Below are 15,398 nucleotides of genomic sequence, written 5' to 3' on the forward strand. Positions count from 1 at the left end.
TCGTCGGGCACACCGTGGTTTGCTCCTCCCCTGAGAAGGGGAGGCCGGGAGGGGTTCAGGCCCTATCTCATGCCGACAAACGGAGTGAAAGCTGCCATCGGCTGTTGGCCGCGTCCATGGGAGTACGGCCATGATCGCCAGACTCATCCGCTGGTCCATCGCCAACCGTTTCCTGGTGCTGCTGGCCACCCTGGCGCTCACCGTGTGGGGCGTGCTCGCCGCTTTGCGCACGCCGCTTGATGCGCTGCCTGATCTTTCCGACGTGCAGGTGATCATCCGCACCAGCTATCCGGGGCAGGCGCCGCAGATCGTCGAAAACCAGGTCACCTATCCGCTCACCACCACCATGCTGTCGGTGCCGGGCGCGAAGACGGTGCGCGGGTTTTCGTTCTTCGGCGACTCCTTCGTCTACGTGCTGTTCGAGGATGGCACCGATCTGTACTGGGCGCGCTCGCGCGTGCTGGAGTACCTGAACCAGGTGCAGTCGCGCCTGCCGGCCGGCGCCAAGCCGGCGCTGGGGCCGGATGCCACGGGCGTGGGCTGGATCTTCAGCTATGCGTTGGTGGACAAGACCGGCAAGCACGATCTCGCCCAGCTCAGGAGCCTGCAGGACTGGTTCCTCAAGTACGAGCTGAAGACCGTGCCCGGCGTGGCCGAAGTGGCTTCCCTGGGCGGCATGGTGCGCCAGTACCAGGTGCAGCTGGACCCTGATCGCCTGCGCGCCTACAACCTCGGCCACCAGATGGTGATCGATGCCATCGGCCGCGCCAACCAGGAAACCGGCGGCTCGGTGCTGGAGCTGGGCGAGGCCGAGTACATGGTGCGCGCCTCGGGCTATCTGCAGTCGCTGGACGACTTCCGCCGCATCCCGCTGATGACTCAGCCCTCCGGTGTGGTCGTGCGCCTGGGCGATGTCGCCACCGTGCAGATCGGCCCCGAGATGCGGCGCGGCATCTACGAGCTGGATGGCGAGGGCGAGGTGGCCGGTGGCGTGATCGTGATGCGCTCGGGCAAGAACGCGCTGGAGACCATCAACGCGGTCAAGGCCCGGCTGGACGATCTGTGCACCAGTCTGCCCGAGGGCGTCGAGGTGGTGCCCACCTATGACCGCAGCGGCCTGATCGAGCGCGCGGTGACGAACCTGGGCTGGAAGCTGGTCGAGGAATTCGTCGTCGTGGCCCTGATCTGCTTCGCCTTCCTGTTCCACCTGCGCTCCTCGCTGGTGGCCATCGTGTCGCTGCCGCTGGGCGTGCTGATGGCCTTCATCGTGATGCGCTGGCAGGGCGTGAACGCCAACATCATGTCGCTGGGCGGCATCGCCATCGCTGTCGGCGCCATGGTGGATGCCGCCGTGGTGATGATCGAGAACGCGCACAAGCATCTGGAGAAGTGGCGGCACGGTCACCCCGGCGAGGAACCGAAGGGCGAAACCCACTGGCAGATCATCAGCGATGCCGCCGCCGAGGTCGGGCCGGCGCTGTTCTTCTCCCTGCTGGTGATCACGCTCTCCTTCATTCCGGTGTTCACGCTGGAATCACAGGAAGGGCGGTTGTTCTCGCCATTGGCCTTCACCAAGACCTACGCCATGGCGGCTTCCGCCGTGCTGGCCGTGACGCTGATCCCGGTGCTGATGGGCTATCTGATCCGGGGCCGCATTCCGGACGAGCAGAAGAATCCGCTCAACCGGCTGCTGATCCGGCTCTACCATCCGCTGCTGGATGCGGTGCTGGCCTGGCCTAAGACCACGCTGGGCGCCGCGCTGGTGCTGCTGGTGCTGAGTCTGTGGCCGTTGCAGCACGTGGGCGGCGAATTCCTGCCGCCGCTGGACGAGGGCGACCTGCTCTACATGCCGACCGCCCTGCCGATGCTCTCGGCCGGCAAGGCCAGCGAATTGCTGCAGCAGACCGACCGGCTGATCAAGTCCGTGCCCGAGGTCGCGCGTGTCTCCGGCAAGGCTGGCCGCGCCGAGACGGCCACCGACCCCGCGCCGCTGGAAATGTTCGAAACCACCATCCAGCTCAAGCCGCGCGATCAGTGGCGGCCGGGCATGACGCCGGAGAAGCTGGTCGAGGAGCTGGACCGCGTGGTCAAGGTGCCGGGGCTGGCCAACATCTGGGTGCCGCCGATCCGCAACCGGCTGGACATGCTCGCCACCGGCATCAAGAGCCCGGTGGGCATCAAGGTGAACGGCACGGATCTGGCGCAGATCGAGCGGCTCACCACGCAGGTCGAGCAGATCGTGAAGAGCGTGCCCGGCGTCAGCTCGGCGCTGGCCGAGCGGCTCACCGGCGGGCGCTACATCGACGTGAATGTCGACCGCGAGGCCGCCGCACGCTTCGGCATGAACATCGCCGACGTGCACAGCGTGGTGGCCTCCTCCATCGGCGGCGAAAACGTCGGCGAGACGGTCGAGGGCCTGGCGCGCTACCCGATCAACGTGCGCTATCCGCGCGAGCTGCGAGATTCGGTGCAGCGCCTGCGCGATCTGCCCATCGTCGGCCCGGCCGGCCAGCGCCTGACCCTGGGCGACGTGGCACAGCTGCGCATCAACGACGGGCCGCCGATGCTGCGCAGCGAGAACGCGCGGCTCTCCGGCTGGGTGTATGTCGACATCCGCGGCCGCGACCTCGCCGGCACCGTGCATGACATGCAGGCCGTGGTGCGCGACCAGCTCAAGCTGCCGCCCGGGTATTCGCTTACCTGGTCCGGCCAGTTCGAGTACCTGGAGCGCGCCACCGCCAAGATGAAGATCGTGGTGCCCGCCACGCTGCTGATCATCTTCGTGCTGCTCTACCTCACCTTCCGTCGTGTCGACGAGGCACTGCTGATCATGGCCACGCTGCCCTTCGCGCTGGTGGGCGGCATCTGGCTGCTGTGGCTGCTCGGCTACAACCTCTCGGTGGCGGGCGCGGTGGGCTTCATCGCGCTGGCCGGCGTTTCGGCGGAATTCGGGGTGATCATGCTGCTCTATCTGCGGCACGCCTGGGAGGATCGGCTGGCGGCGGGGCAGAGCGGTATCGCTGCGCTGCATGACGCGATCAGCGAGGGGGCCGTGCTGCGCGTGCGCCCCAAGGCGATGACGGTGGCCACCATCCTGGCCGGCCTGTTCCCCATCATGTGGGGCACCGGCACCGGTTCCGAGGTGATGCAGCGTATCGCGGCGCCCATGGTGGGCGGCATGATCACCGCGCCGCTGCTGTCGATGTTCCTGATTCCGGCCGCCTGGCTGCTGATGCGGCGACGGGCCGCGCAGCGCGCGGGGCAGACTTCAACTTCCTTGCAAGGAGATCATTCATGAAGAAATCCGTAATGGCTTTGCTGCTTCTGCTGGGCAGCCTGGGCGCCTGGGCTGCCGGCCCGGTGCTGGAGGTGTGGAAGTCGCCCTACTGCGGTTGCTGCGGCAAATGGGTGGAGCACATGCAGAAGGCCGGTTTCGTGGCGAAGGTGCATGAGGTCCAGGATGTTTCCGCGCAGCGCAAGGCACTGGGCATCCCGGATTCACTGGGCTCCTGCCACACCGCGAAGGTGGGCGGCTACGTGCTCGAAGGCCATGTGCCGGCGCAGGATGTGCAGCGCCTGCTGCGCGAGAAACCCAAGGCCGTCGGGCTGGCTGTGCCGGGCATGCCACCGGCGTCTCCGGGGATGGATCTGCCGATGACGGGAGATCGCAGCTACGAGACGCTGCTGGTGCAGTCCGATGGTAAGACCCGGCGTTTTGCGCTGCATGAGTGAGCGCCTGTGTGGGTCCGGCTTCAGCCGGACTTTGTCCCTGCTGGATGACGCCCTACGAGGATTGGCACCGTATGTGGTGCCGCTCCGGCGCCGGTGAGTTTGTTTGAAAAGCATGGTGCGCATGGCGCACCCTACGCGAAAGGAGGAAAGATGATTGCCTGGCTGAAAAAGCTGTACCAGCGCTATCGCGCCTGGTGCGCGGAAAATCTCCGTGCGCACGAAGCTGCCAAGCCTTCGCCCTGTTGCTCGGCGCCGCCGCCGGGCGCGGGGAAGGATGTCCGGCGGCACTGAAACGGCGTCAGAGCACGCGGCGCAGCTCTAGGAAATCCAGCTCGATCTCCAGCCAGCTCGGCACGCTTTCTCCGGCGCGCCGCCCTGGCAGGAAGCGGGTTTCCTCGAACATGCGGCGCACGGGCGCCCAGGCTTCGGCATCGTCCGCGACGATTTCCGTCCTGCGTACCCGGCCCTCGGCGTCGATGTAGAGGCGCAGCCGCACATTGGCGGCGGGAAGGTCCGCGCCTTCGAGCCAGCGGCTGTCCGGCGCCGAGACGGGCACCGGCCGGCGCTCCAGGCTGTCTGCCGGCCAGTAGTGCATTTCCTGTGGTGTCACCGGGGTGTTCCGGGCGGAAGATTCCCTACCGGTGCCTTGCGGACTGCCGCGTCTGGCGGGTGTGGGCGCGGGCGTTGCCTCCTCCTGCGGAGGCGATCCGACGAGCTGTGCCGGATGCAGCCGGGCCGCCAGCGGTGTCTCGTTGCGCATGGCTGCGTCGGTGGGGCCAGAGGCCTGCCACGGCGCATGCGCGAGCAGCAATGCGCCGTGGACCAGGCACGAGGCCAGGCCTGCGGCCAGCAAGCCATGCCGCATGGCTCAGTCCGCGGTCGGTACCACGCGCCAGTTCATGCGCTTGAGCGAAGTATTGGTCGAATAGCTGCCGGGCAGGTTGGAGACCGTGCCCGAGGATGTGCCGGCCAGCAGCCGTATCTTGCCACCCACATTGACGAAGGCGATCTCGGTGATGATGGCACTCTGGGCCAGCGAGGCGACGGCATTGCCGCTGCTGTCGGTGAGCACGCTCTTGCCCAGGCCGATGCTCACCGCATAGGCGTTCGAGGTGCCGGAGGGTGAGCAGACCTCGCCGTTGGGCAGGTTGCCGGCCCAGGCGACGATGCCGTTGTTGGCAGCCGGATCCACGTTGACGCGTTCGGCGATGCCACCGCTCACGGGGAGATCGAAGTACCAGCCCATGGTCTTGCCGGGGCTGCTGCCGATGCCGGAGAGCAGGTCATCATTTTCTTCCAGGTCGTCGCGGCTGACGGGGAAGCTGACGTCGTCGGGCAGGCTGGTGCTGCCGCCGTAGAAGGCGCCGCTGCCGCTCTGCCCGTCGATGATGGCGTAGAAGGTCTGGACCTGGCTGCTGGAAACGTCGGAATCCGCCAGCAGGCGGCCCGTGCCGAGCAGCACGTAGCGCTTGCCGGAATCCGGCTCGATCTCGACCAAGGGCCGCGTGGTCACGGGCTGGGCCGAGCCGTCGGTGCTTTCCAGCCGGGCGATCCGGGTGGGGCTGCTGTAGGAACCCGAACTGGCCGTGACATCCAGCCGCCACAGATTGCCCTGCAGGTCGCCGGCATAGATCGCATCGGCGGTGCCATTCTTGTAATTGGGCACGAAGGCCGAGGCATGCGCCATGTTGATCGGCGAGGAGGTGGAGCCCTCCGGCGTGGCGACCCTTTCCAGCAGTTCGCCGCTGCGTGGATCGACGAAGAAGAAATAGCCCTTGCCATCGTCGTTGTTGTAGCCCGAGGTCAGCACCACCACCCAGCCGTACTTGGCGGTCTTCACCACGGTCGCGCTGCCATAGCTGTAGCCCATGTGCGTATCGGAGAACTCCCACAGCACCTTGCCGGCCACGGCGTCTTCCGTGGTCCAGGCGGTGGGATCGGTGACGTCGATGGCGTAATAGCCCTTGCCGCCCTTGCCCAGACCGCCGATCAGTACCGAGCGCCAGTCGTTGGTGGTGGCCGTCGCCTTGGTGGTCTTGTAGAAATCGATGTCGAAGACGTTCGGCGTGCCATCGACGAGATAGCGGTGGGTGAAGCTGGGGTTGCCCAGTGAGGAAAGGCCGCCGCCGGTGGTGGAATCGGTATCGCTGTAGATCAGGCTCGGGATGTAGGCGAAGAGTTCCTGGCCGCCGTCGCTGGCAGTGATGGAGCCGTTGAAGGCGTGCATCGTGCCGTCATTGGCGCCGACGAAGACGACGGTGTCGCGGTCGGCATGGGTCCGCTTGAAGCTGCTGTAGCCATCGTTGTAAAGATCGCTGAGCAGGCCCTCGGGGGCGCCGTTGGCCACCACCTTGGCGTTCACGATGTCGCCCAGCAGCGAGTTGCGCGTGCGATACAGGCCGCCATTGGCGACTTCCTGGGTGCGATCCCCGCGCAGGTATTTGACGAAGTTCGTCGCCGATTGGGTGGCGACGCCGTCGACCGCGGCGAGCGAGCCCGCGCAGCCCATGCTGGCGCTCAGTGAAAGCCCGCCGCTGTTGCACCAGGTGATGATCTTGCGGGTGCTCCAGCTGCGCGCATCGAGCAGTGCGCCACCCTCCCAGACCGTGGTGTAGGTGGGGTCGCCATCGCTGTCGTAGGCAACGGATTGCCCCTTGAGCGTGCCGGTCCATGTGGAGGGGCTGTAGGTCGCCGCATAGTTGGCCGAGCCGCTGCTGGTCTGCTGCGGCGAGGGGGAGGAGAGCGCCGTGGCGGTCGCTGCAGCCGTTTCCGCGACGATCTTGGCAAACGCATCGGTCAGGCCGGATTTCATCGTCGATGGCGAGTTGCCGGGGAAGTAGTTCGTCGGCCGTTTGTCGCATTTGCTGGATACGCCACCGGTCAGCGTGGAGCAGTTGGTGTTGCTGTCGGTGGAATACGACAGGCCGTTGGAGGTGGCGTAGGTCGTGCCCGAGAACGGCACGTAGGAGCCGCTGGATACCCAGGTGCTGTCGGCCAGCGTGCTGGTGCTGTTGCTGCTGGAATAGGGCGAGAAGCCATCGGGTACGGTGAAACCGCCGTACTTGGCGGCCAGCCAGTACTGGTTCTTGTGCTCGTAATAGGTGCTTTCGTGTACGTCCAGCCAATAGGTGTTGATCGTCTGCGTGCCTGTGAGATCGGCACGGATGTCGCGGGTGTGGGCGTCATAGGCCAGCCCGGCGATGTAGAGGGTGTTGTAGCGGCTGCTGCCGTTCCATTTGTCACCCAGGCTGCCGGAGGAGAGCCCCTCGAGCTTGCCGACCATGGTAATCGCGGCCCAGACATTGACCTTGCCGTCCGTGGCTGGCGAACCGGAATCCGCCGCATCGGCGGTGACTTCCGACGGAACCGTGGAGGCCGCCAGCGTCGACCCCGGAAGCTCGCTGTCATACCAGGAGTAGGTGTCGCCGATGCCGAGGATGAAATTCTTCTGGCAGCTGTAGAGGATAGGATCGTCCCAGCTCGTGATGACCGGGAAGCCATCCAGCCAGATCGCCGCCTTGTTGGAGCTGCCCGCCCCGCTCAGCGAGGAGTAGGAGGCCACGTTGCCCTTGTTGCGGAAGTAGCGCGTGGCGGAGTAATACAGCTCGCCGACCGGATCCTTCGACTTGTAGTAGGAGCCGTCGCTCGAGAAGCCCATCGAGCCGAACTTGTTGAGGTAGTTCATCACGCCGCTGTTGCTGATGGATACGGTCCAGCCGGAGGATTTCGCGAAGGTCTGGGTGGCCGTTGCGTCGCTGCTGTCGGGGTTCTGCAGCATGATGCCGGTGCTGCTGCTCCATTCCGTGAGCGAGTTCGTGATGGCGGAGGAGCCCGGCACGGGCTGGCTCGGGCCGATGTACTTCATGCGGGCGCGCATCACGCCGCCATCCGTGCGCGAGTCGTCGTGCAGGTAGCCGAAAGTCGAGTAGCGCAGTTTGGAGGCGTAGTTCTGCAGCAGGCCTTCCGGCTTGTAGTGGGTGGGGCTGGTGCTGTCCAGCGGATAGCCGACGCAGTTGTCCTCGAGCTGCACGCTGCTGTCGCAGACCTTCACGTTGATGAAGATCCGGTAGACGGTGGCCGGATTCGCATACTTCGAATCACTCGTCTTCACGTAGCTGTTGTGCCCGTTGTAGTCCGTGCCGGTGGCCGTCTTGCTGGCCGGATCGGTGTAATCCGTCCAGCCCGTCGCGCTGGTGCCGCTGTTGGTGAAATAGACCGCAGTGCCCGCGTAGCGTACACGGCTGTTCCAGGCGCTCCAGCTGAGCGGTGTAACGCCGGAAAGCGTCGTGCTGGCAGAAGAGATGCTCTTGTGCGGCATGACGGACGAGTTGTAGCCGGCGAAGGTCTTCGTCAGGATCGTCTCGCTGCTGGTATCGGTGCTGCGGTAGCCGCCGGTAAGCACCCAGCGGAAGGTATCCAGGGTCTGCATCGAAACCCAGTTGAGGAAATTGCCGCTCCACAGCTGCAGGCTCGAACTGCTGGCGCAGGTGTGGCTGCCGGCGCTGTTGTAGCTGTAGGGCGTGAAGTAGCTGTTCGCCGGGGTGGTCGAGTTGTAGATGTACTGGTAGCACTTGAGCGGGTCGAAATAACCCAGGAAGGTGCTGCTCGCGGAGTAGCTCGTGGTGTAGGCGGGGGTGGTGGCCGTCGGCCATTCCACCGAGAGCGCGAGCGCGAGATTGCCCGGTACGCTGACCGAGGAGAACAGCGGCGCATCGGCGAGATCGATGTCCGAGGCCTGCGAGGTGGCGGGCAGCAAGGCGGTGAAGGACAGACCCGCGAGCAGTGCGGGCAAGAGCCGGGATGTCTGGCGATTCATGGTGTGCTCCGGGGCTTGCGGTGCGCTCAGCGCACCAGCGTGGTCTGGAGGAAAACCTGGGTGTTGCGCGGGCCGTCGACGCGCACGCTGACCCGATAGACCGGGACGTATTCGGAGCCGGCCTTCTTGAGCCAGCTGGTGCCGCCGGTATCGGAGTAACCGGGCACGTAAACACAGGTCGAGATGCTGAATTCGCCGGCACTGGCGCATTGGCGGTCGATCACGGTGCGGATGGTCACCCCGTTGTCCGAGATGTCGGTGCCGGCCATGCCGGCTGCGCTGTACTTGCTCGTGCTGAGCAGTACCTCCGGAATGCCTTTCGCATTGGAAGAAAGGATCGAGGCGGAATAGTTGATCGTGCCGATATTGGCCTCGCGCGCGCTGTCGTCGCTGAGCGCGCCGTTGTTGAAGGCTGCGATGGCCTTGGCCATGCCGCGTTCGCCCTGGTTGACCAGGTCGCGCTTGAAGGCCAGGTTGCCCGAGAGCAGCAATGAGGTATCGAACGAGCGCAGCAGCGCGACCGAGGAGACCAGCAGGATCACCATCACCAGCAAGGTGACCAGCAGGATCATGCCGCGTTGGCGAGGAGGGGCGGGCATGGGGCGCATGGCTTACTCCAGCAGCATCAGGTTGCGCAGCGGCACGGTGAATTCCTGCACGCGGTAGCGATAGCGGGTGTTGTCCGTGCCCAGGCTGGGGGAATAGGCAAGATCCGACCCCAGATCGCTGAACAGCGTCAGCGAATCCGGGCTCACCGTTTCCTTCTCCTTGAGATCCGTGCGCAGGATCAGCCCTACGCGCACGGCCTTGATGCGCGTGATGACACTGGCCGCAGCACTGGTGCCGGCGGTGAGCGCGGCATAGGCGTAGTCGCCCTCGGGGCGGCGCCAGCTGTCGATCTTGCCGTCGTCGTCGGTATCCAGCCCGTAGAGCGCGTGCAGCTCGAACACGCCGGAGGCGATGGCCTGCCGTGGCGCGCTGCTGGTCTGCAGCAGGTCGTAGGTATACAGCGTGCTGTTGTCTCCCACGCCGAGCACGGCGAAACCGGGCGGATTGCCTTTGCCGGGATTGCCCAGGTTCAGCGCCACGGTCTGCTCGGTATAGGCCGCCAGGGATTGCGCGGCGATGCTGGCCTGGTGGTAGCTGCCGGCGAGCGGCAGGATGCTGGCGCCGCTTTCCGCAAAGCTGCTGCTGACCTGGGTGAGCATGCAGGGCACCGTGCCGCTGCTGCCGGTTTCCTGATCCACCAGCAGCAGGACGTCACTGGCCGCAAAGGCGCGCGTGTTCTTCAGGGGAAGCGATGCGCTGTCGGGATAGTCGCTGAGATAGGCGGGGGCTTCGGCCTTGCCCGCGGCGCCGCTCATCACCAGCAGCAGATCAGAGCCGCTGCCGCTATCCGTCGGGGTGCTGCCATCCTGCACGATCAGCACCGGGGCCAGCCGGAAGGTGGTATCCAGGCCGGCAAAGGGCGCAGGCAGCGCCGCCGCGCGGGGCAGGATGGTTTCGCCGCCCTTGGCGACCAGCAGCTGGCAGCCGAAGGCGAACTCCGCCGTCTGGGCAAAGCCCGAGCCGGCGCTGCGCAGCAGGTTGTCCAGCACCCAGGCGGCGTAGTTGCCGCTCTGGTTGAGATCGTTCACCGAGGTGGTGGTGCGCTTGTGGCCTTCGTAGCTGGCCACGGCGATGGTGAGCAGCGAGGCGATGACCAGCGAGACCATCAGTTCAATGAGAGTGACGCCCTGTTGGCGCCGGCCTGGCAGGCTCATGGGATCAGTACCTGCGTGGAATAAGTGTTGGCTTGCTCGTCGCTCTTGCGCCAGAGGGCTTTCCAGGTGACGGTGATGGTGGCGAGGCCGCTGCTGTCGACGCTGCAGGTGGCGCTGGCCGAGGGCAGGCCGCTGCCCGTTGCCTGTACGCGCGCCTGCCAAGTGCTGATCACGCCGCTGTCGAGCGAGGTGCTCTGGTTCTCCCACATCTGCGAGGCCAGTTCGTTGGCAAGCATTGCCGCGCGCGTGCGGTCCTCGGCGTCGACCGAGAACTGGGTGGACTTGGCCAGCAGGGCGACGATGCCCAGCACGCCCAGCGAAAACACCAGGATCGAAACCAGGGCTTCGAGCAGTGCGCTGCCCTGCTGTGCGGTCGGGCGCGGGGTGGCGTTCATGTCGCGCATCCGTCGGGCTGGGTGGACGACAGGGTCTTGGCCGGATCGCACAGGCGGACCCGACCGCCCAGGTAGGCCTCCACGCGCAACGGGCGGTCCGCGCCGACGGCGCTCAGATCGTAGGTGACGTAAGCATCGGGGAGCGTGCAGCTTGCACCCAGCCCGGTCGCCGTATTGCTGACCAGGCGCCCCAGCGAGTTGAAGCACAGCACGGCGTTGCCGGTGATGCTGACGGACTGGGTCGAGGCGATCTGTTCGCCACGCAGGAAAGTCCCGTTGGTTTCCTCCGCATCGGTGAGAGGCAGTGTCTGCAGATACCAGTGCGCGGCATTGGCGCTGGGCGTGGCGTTGAGCGCCGGGGTGGCGGCGGTCAGTACGAAGACGGTCTGGCGACCGCGCGAGACCGCCTCCCCTTGTGCCTGACGCAAGGCGTTCTGCAGGGCTTCACCCACGGAGCGCACGCGGCTGTTGGCCATCCAGGTCGACAGGTTGGGCACGGTCAGCAGGGTCAGGATGGCCAGGACCACGATCGTGATCATCAGCTCGATCAGCGTGAAGCCCGGTGCCCGGCGCGGCCTCAGCACGATTGCCCCTTGCGCTGCACCCAGCAGCCGCTCTGGGTGCTGCCCCAGCCGGAAGGCAGGCCGGTGGTGGCCATGCTGCCATTCTGGTCGATGGTGTAGGCGAAGCCGGCAGTCTGGCCGCTACCGGTGGCGGTGATGGTGTAGGTGGTGTCGGTCAGCGAGCACGAGATCGTGAAGGTGCCGGCGGTCTGGTTCGCACTGCTCTTGCAGGGGGCCGTATAGCTGCCGGAGGTGAGATAGGTCCGGTTGTCCTGATAGTGCTGCTCCATCTTCGCGCGCAGGGTGGACAGCGCATTCGTGGCGTCGATGAGCCGGCTGCGGGTGACGTAATCCTGATAGGCAGGATAGGCGATTGCCGCCAGCACCCCGATGATGGCGACCGTGATCATCAGCTCCACGAGGGTGAAGCCGGCGTGGCGTGCGGATGGTTGGGGGCGGGCGGCATGCATTGCGGCGGACTCCTGGCTGTGACTGGAGGCGCCGCCTTGTCACGGCCTGCACGGAGAGCCCGGCGCCGGACATGGCGGCGGACCACCATGTAGGCAGGATTGAGGCATGCCGACTTATGAAACAGGATCAATAGAAGAAAATTCCGCTCTATCGCCGTTTATCTCCGTCGAGCGGAGGGCGGTGGCGCCCATCCCGCCGACGCCGATCCGCCCCGTCCGCGTCGGTGGCAAACGACCCTGTCAGATGGCGCAGCCGTCCGGCCCGCATTGCGCAATCGTCGTCGTGGCCTGGCTTTGCAGGCCGAGTTGCGCGCGCAGCGCGGCGGCGAACTCCGTCGGGCGGCCGAGCCATTCGCCTGCCTCGACGCGCGTCAGCGTGCCATCGCCGGCTTCCAGCGCCAGGGTCGGAAAGCCCTGGCCGCCAACGCGTGCCAGCCATTCGCGGCTGCTGTGGAAATGCTGCGACGTGGGGCCGTTTTCAAGCGCGGCGTAGCGGGCGTCGAAGGCTTCGGCATCCAGGCCGAGCTGTTGCGCCAGCGCGTTGATGACTTCGCGCTCCGCGATGCGCCGGCCTTCCACGTAATGCGTGTGCTGCAGAGCGTGCAGCATCTCCAGCCCGCGTCCGGCGAGTGCTTCGGCGGCGAGGATGGCGGTGGCTGGTGGCGCCGAATCCATGACCGCCGTGGTATCGCGCAGCAGCCCCTCGAAATAGGCTTCGCCGAAGGGCTGGCCGCTCAATTGGGCGATGCGGCGGTCGTGCGGCATCACGTAATCGCGCCATTGCGGCGTGATGGCGCGGCGGTTCGCGCCGGCCAGCATGCCGCCCGCGTGCAGGGCCAGCTTCAGGCCTTCCACACCATGCGCGGCGTCGATCAGCGGAGCTGCGGCGTAGCACCAGCCGCAAAGCGGGTCATAGATGTAATGCAGGGTATTCATGGGGCTTCCTTTCTCTGTCGGGCGTACCGCCTGGGTGCCGCAGCGGCACCCAGGCGTTTCATCGTTCCGAAGCATTCATTGTGGCCACTTCATCCCGCCCTTGATCACCTTGGCCGAAAGCTCCAGCGAAGCCGGCTCGCCGAGCGAGGGATAGCGGGCCTTGAGACTGGTGATCAGTTCGTTCGAATCCTTCGCATGCGCGGCGGCGTCCTCGAATGCCTTCAGATACTCGGCGGTGAAGGCCACGGCCCCCAGCCCTGCGGGGATTTCGCCCAGATAGTGCCCGGGCACCACGGCGGCCGGTTGCAGGGCGGCGATGCCCTTGAGCGTGGCCTGCCAGTCCTGGCGGGATTGCGCGCTCTGCGTATCTGCCACCCAGACGTGGATGCCGCTGGACACCACGACGCCGCCGGCCACGGTCTTCAACGAAGGAATCCACAGGTAGCTGCGTTCGGGGCTGGGGCCGGTCAGACCCTTGATCTCGATGCGCTGGCCTTCGAGGCTGAGGCTGTCACCCGCGATCGCTTCGGGCAGCACCAGTTTCCCAGGCGCGTTCTGTTTCAGGATCGGCCCCCAGTAGGCGAGCTTGCCGTCCATGCTTTCCTTGATGTGTGCCACGGTCTGCGCGGTGGCGAGCACGCGGGCGGCGGGGAAGGCGGCCTTGAGGGTATCCAGGCCGAAGTAGTAATCCGGGTCGCTGTGGCTGATGTAGATGGCCTTGAGCGTCTTGCCACCGGCGCGCAGTTTCGCCACCAGTGCCTCGGCATCGTCGCGCTGGAACTGGGCATCGATCAGAATCGCCTCGCGAGCGCCGCTGACGATGACCGAGCTGACCGGGAACATGGATTTTTCACCGGGATTGAACACTTCCAGTTGCAGGGGCTGGGCGCTATGGGCCAGCGGCATCAGGGTGGTGAAACCCAGGGCGGCGGCGGTGAAGAGCTTGCGGGCTTGCATGAAGAGACTCCTTGTGTGCAGGTTGTGATGTGCCTGCAGATTAGGGCTCGCCACCTGTGCGATAAACGGCCTAATATGCAATGAATTGTTGCTCGAATCGGACATATATGGATCGCATCCTGGCGGCGCGGGTCTTCGTGAGCATTGCCGAGCGCGGCAGCCTGACCGCGAGCGCCGAGGCCCTGGAAATGTCGCGCGCAATGGTCACGCGCTATCTCGGCGAGATGGAAGCCTGGGCCGGCGCGCGCCTGTTCCACCGCAGCACGCGGCGCATCAGCCTGACGGCGGCGGGCGAGGCCACCCTGGCGCGTTGCCGCGAGATGCTGTCCCTGGCGGATCAGGTGCCGTGGGTGGGCGATGCGCTGAGCGAGGAGCCGCGCGGCATCCTGCGCATCGCCTGTGCCCAGTCGCTGGCGCAGGCCTCGCTGGCTGGCGCCGTGGCGGCCTTCCTGCAGCGCCATCCACAGGCCGCCGTGGATCTGCAGATCGGCAACAAGGCGGTGAACCTGGTGGAAGACCGCATCGACCTTGCCATCCGCATCACCAACCAGCTGGACCCCGGCATCATCGCCCGGCGCCTCGGCGAATGCCCGTCGGTGGTCTGCGCCTCTTCGGCCTACCTGCGTGCGCACGGCACGCCCACGCGTATCGAAGCACTGGCCGGGCACAACTGCCTTACCTACGCCTACTTCGGCAAGAGCCTGTGGCATTTCGAGCAGGCGGGCGAGGCTGTCAGCGTGCCGGTGAGCGGCAACCTCAGCGCCAACGAATCCGTGGTGCTGCTGCAGGCCGCCGTGGAGGGCGCGGGCATCACATTGCAGCCCGTGTTCTCGGCTGCGCCGCTGATCGCCAGCGGGCAACTGGTGGCGCTGCTGCCCCGGGCACGGCCGCAGACGCTGGGCATCCACGGCCTCTACACCTCGCGGGAACACCAGACAGCCCTGCTGCGCACGATGCTGGATTTCCTGGTGGCGTGGTTTGCGGCGGGGTGAGCTGCGGGGCAGGCCGTTGTGGATGGGGCTCTGCGGGATGCTCTGGAATGGAGAGCGGAAGAGAGCGGTCTGAATATGCGGTCCGGAAGACTGAAGTATCCGGGCCCGGGCGGCCAAGCCATCAGCTATGTGTGGGCTTTTGCGTCTTCTCTTGGGCGGTGATCTGGATGACCGCTCAATACTTCGGATTCAACCGAAACCTGCCCGACAACATACGGAAGCGAATCGGCTGAAGCGGACCGTCAGTGATCTGCTTATCAGCGACAGCAGCCGACCCGTTGCGGACAGCCAAGCTCTAGGAAAGCAGACGTCCCTCTCGACTGCAAAGTTATGCGTATTGAATCGCCCCCGGTTCACTAGACACTTCGAAGCCTTAAGCTGGCAACCAAGTGGAGGTGTCTATGAGTAGCAAGCGATACACGGAAGAGTTCAAGATTGAAGCGGTCAAGCAAGTGACCGATCGCGGACATAGCGTTGCGGACGTTGCCGGGCGACTGGATGTGAGCATCCACAGTCTGTACGCATGGATCAAGCGCTACAGCCTGACGCCGCAGGAGCGTCAAACGCAGGATAGCCAAGAGGACGAGTTACGTCGGCTACGAGCCGAGCTCAAGCGGGTAACCGAGGAGCGCGACATCCTAAAAAAGGCCACAGCGTACTTTGCCAAGCAGTCCGGGTAAGGTACGCCTTCATCGAAGCGCATCAGAACGTCTGGCCAATCCGACGCATGTGCAAGGTCATGCGGGTCCATCCGAGTGGGTACTACGCCTGGCA

The 15,398-nt window shown here is 65.7% G+C and carries 13 protein-coding genes and 1 pseudogene; 5 read left to right on the top strand and 9 right to left on the bottom strand.

The genetic code is table 11. From position 1 onward, the window contains the following. The first annotated feature begins 130 nt into the window (after nucleotides 1-130). The 3 genes from BGI27_RS04065 (at nucleotide 131) to BGI27_RS04075 (ending at nucleotide 4,023) form a co-directional block, all read left to right on the top strand. Entirely contained in the window at nucleotides 131-3,298 is a 3,168-nt protein-coding gene (locus BGI27_RS04065) for an efflux RND transporter permease subunit (RefSeq protein WP_095523622.1), read from the top strand. Then, nucleotides 3,295-3,732: a DUF411 domain-containing protein gene (locus BGI27_RS04070; protein WP_095523623.1), complete on the top strand. Its 438-nt coding sequence runs from the start codon at nucleotides 3,295-3,297 to the stop codon at nucleotides 3,730-3,732. The genes BGI27_RS04065 and BGI27_RS04070 overlap by 4 nt, the downstream gene beginning before the upstream one ends. Nucleotides 3,733-3,882: 150 nt before the next feature. Beyond that, nucleotides 3,883-4,023, top strand: coding sequence for a hypothetical protein (locus BGI27_RS04075; protein ID WP_170942901.1), 141 nt, complete (start codon nucleotides 3,883-3,885; stop codon nucleotides 4,021-4,023). A gap of 7 nt (nucleotides 4,024-4,030) precedes the next feature. On the opposite strand, the gene BGI27_RS04080 is transcribed toward BGI27_RS04075, so the two are convergent. The 9 genes from BGI27_RS04080 to BGI27_RS04120 form a co-directional block, all read right to left on the bottom strand. Then, nucleotides 4,031-4,597: an energy transducer TonB gene (locus BGI27_RS04080; protein ID WP_095523624.1), complete on the bottom strand. Its 567-nt coding sequence runs from the start codon at nucleotides 4,595-4,597 to the stop codon at nucleotides 4,031-4,033. Nucleotides 4,598-4,600: 3 nt separating this feature from the next. Further along, entirely contained in the window at nucleotides 4,601-8,548 is a 3,948-nt protein-coding gene (locus BGI27_RS04085) for a pilus assembly protein (protein ID WP_095523625.1), read from the bottom strand. 26 nt (nucleotides 8,549-8,574) lie between these two features. Next, nucleotides 8,575-9,156 (bottom strand): pilus assembly PilX family protein, encoded by a 582-nt coding sequence (locus BGI27_RS04090; RefSeq protein ID WP_095523626.1) that lies wholly within the window; start codon nucleotides 9,154-9,156, stop codon nucleotides 8,575-8,577. Between the two features lie 3 nt (nucleotides 9,157-9,159). Beyond that, the gene (locus tag BGI27_RS04095) at nucleotides 9,160-10,311 is read right to left on the bottom strand and encodes a PilW family protein (protein ID WP_095523627.1); all 1,152 of its coding nucleotides are present in this window, start codon (nucleotides 10,309-10,311) and stop codon (nucleotides 9,160-9,162) included. Then, on the bottom strand, nucleotides 10,308-10,706 hold the full coding sequence (gene pilV / locus BGI27_RS04100) for a type IV pilus modification protein PilV (RefSeq protein WP_223871591.1): 399 nt from the start codon (nucleotides 10,704-10,706) through the stop codon (nucleotides 10,308-10,310). The genes BGI27_RS04095 and pilV overlap by 4 nt, the downstream gene beginning before the upstream one ends. Beyond that, nucleotides 10,703-11,290, bottom strand: a complete 588-nt coding sequence (locus BGI27_RS04105; protein ID WP_223871592.1) for a GspH/FimT family pseudopilin — start codon at nucleotides 11,288-11,290, stop codon at nucleotides 10,703-10,705. Before BGI27_RS04105 ends, pilV begins: the two co-directional genes overlap by 4 nt. Beyond that, nucleotides 11,284-11,739 (bottom strand): type IV pilin protein, encoded by a 456-nt coding sequence (locus tag BGI27_RS04110; protein ID WP_095523629.1) that lies wholly within the window; start codon nucleotides 11,737-11,739, stop codon nucleotides 11,284-11,286. Before BGI27_RS04110 ends, BGI27_RS04105 begins: the two co-directional genes overlap by 7 nt. A gap of 240 nt (nucleotides 11,740-11,979) precedes the next feature. Beyond that, nucleotides 11,980-12,675: a DsbA family protein gene (locus BGI27_RS04115; protein WP_095523630.1), complete on the bottom strand. Its 696-nt coding sequence runs from the start codon at nucleotides 12,673-12,675 to the stop codon at nucleotides 11,980-11,982. 75 nt (nucleotides 12,676-12,750) lie between these two features. Beyond that, nucleotides 12,751-13,632 carry an MBL fold metallo-hydrolase gene (locus tag BGI27_RS04120; RefSeq protein ID WP_095523631.1) on the bottom strand — a complete coding sequence of 294 codons (882 nt, stop codon included), beginning with the start codon at nucleotides 13,630-13,632 and terminating at the stop codon, nucleotides 12,751-12,753. Nucleotides 13,633-13,739: 107 nt separating this feature from the next. On the opposite strand from BGI27_RS04120, the gene BGI27_RS04125 reads away from it, so the two are divergent. Next, on the top strand, nucleotides 13,740-14,624 hold the full coding sequence (locus BGI27_RS04125; protein WP_095523632.1) for a LysR family transcriptional regulator: 885 nt from the start codon (nucleotides 13,740-13,742) through the stop codon (nucleotides 14,622-14,624). A gap of 401 nt (nucleotides 14,625-15,025) precedes the next feature. Further along, nucleotides 15,026-15,398, top strand: a pseudogene (locus BGI27_RS04130) (transposase); the annotation flags it as partial.

Source organism: Candidatus Dactylopiibacterium carminicum (assembly GCF_014736495.1).
Taxonomy (GTDB): Bacteria; Pseudomonadota; Gammaproteobacteria; order Burkholderiales; family Rhodocyclaceae; genus Uliginosibacterium; species Uliginosibacterium carminicum.

Excerpts from the sequence above, each read along its gene's own strand:
- BGI27_RS04110 (WP_095523629.1), bottom strand. The coding sequence starts at position 11,739 with ATGCATGCCGCCCGCCCCCAACCATCCGCACGCCACGCCGGCTTCACC.
- BGI27_RS04125 (WP_095523632.1), top strand. The coding sequence starts at position 13,740 with ATGGATCGCATCCTGGCGGCGCGGGTCTTCGTGAGCATTGCCGAGCGC.
- BGI27_RS04090 (WP_095523626.1), bottom strand. The coding sequence starts at position 9,156 with ATGCGCCCCATGCCCGCCCCTCCTCGCCAACGCGGCATGATCCTGCTG.
- BGI27_RS04070 (WP_095523623.1), top strand. The coding sequence starts at position 3,295 with ATGAAGAAATCCGTAATGGCTTTGCTGCTTCTGCTGGGCAGCCTGGGC.
- BGI27_RS04115 (WP_095523630.1), bottom strand. The coding sequence starts at position 12,675 with ATGAATACCCTGCATTACATCTATGACCCGCTTTGCGGCTGGTGCTAC.
- BGI27_RS04085 (WP_095523625.1), bottom strand. The coding sequence starts at position 8,548 with ATGAATCGCCAGACATCCCGGCTCTTGCCCGCACTGCTCGCGGGTCTG.
- BGI27_RS04095 (WP_095523627.1), bottom strand. The coding sequence starts at position 10,311 with ATGAGCCTGCCAGGCCGGCGCCAACAGGGCGTCACTCTCATTGAACTG.
- BGI27_RS04065 (WP_095523622.1), top strand. The coding sequence starts at position 131 with ATGATCGCCAGACTCATCCGCTGGTCCATCGCCAACCGTTTCCTGGTG.
- BGI27_RS04075 (WP_170942901.1), top strand. The coding sequence starts at position 3,883 with ATGATTGCCTGGCTGAAAAAGCTGTACCAGCGCTATCGCGCCTGGTGC.
- BGI27_RS04080 (WP_095523624.1), bottom strand. The coding sequence starts at position 4,597 with ATGCGGCATGGCTTGCTGGCCGCAGGCCTGGCCTCGTGCCTGGTCCAC.
- pilV (WP_223871591.1), bottom strand. The coding sequence starts at position 10,706 with ATGAACGCCACCCCGCGCCCGACCGCACAGCAGGGCAGCGCACTGCTC.
- BGI27_RS04120 (WP_095523631.1), bottom strand. The coding sequence starts at position 13,632 with ATGCAAGCCCGCAAGCTCTTCACCGCCGCCGCCCTGGGTTTCACCACC.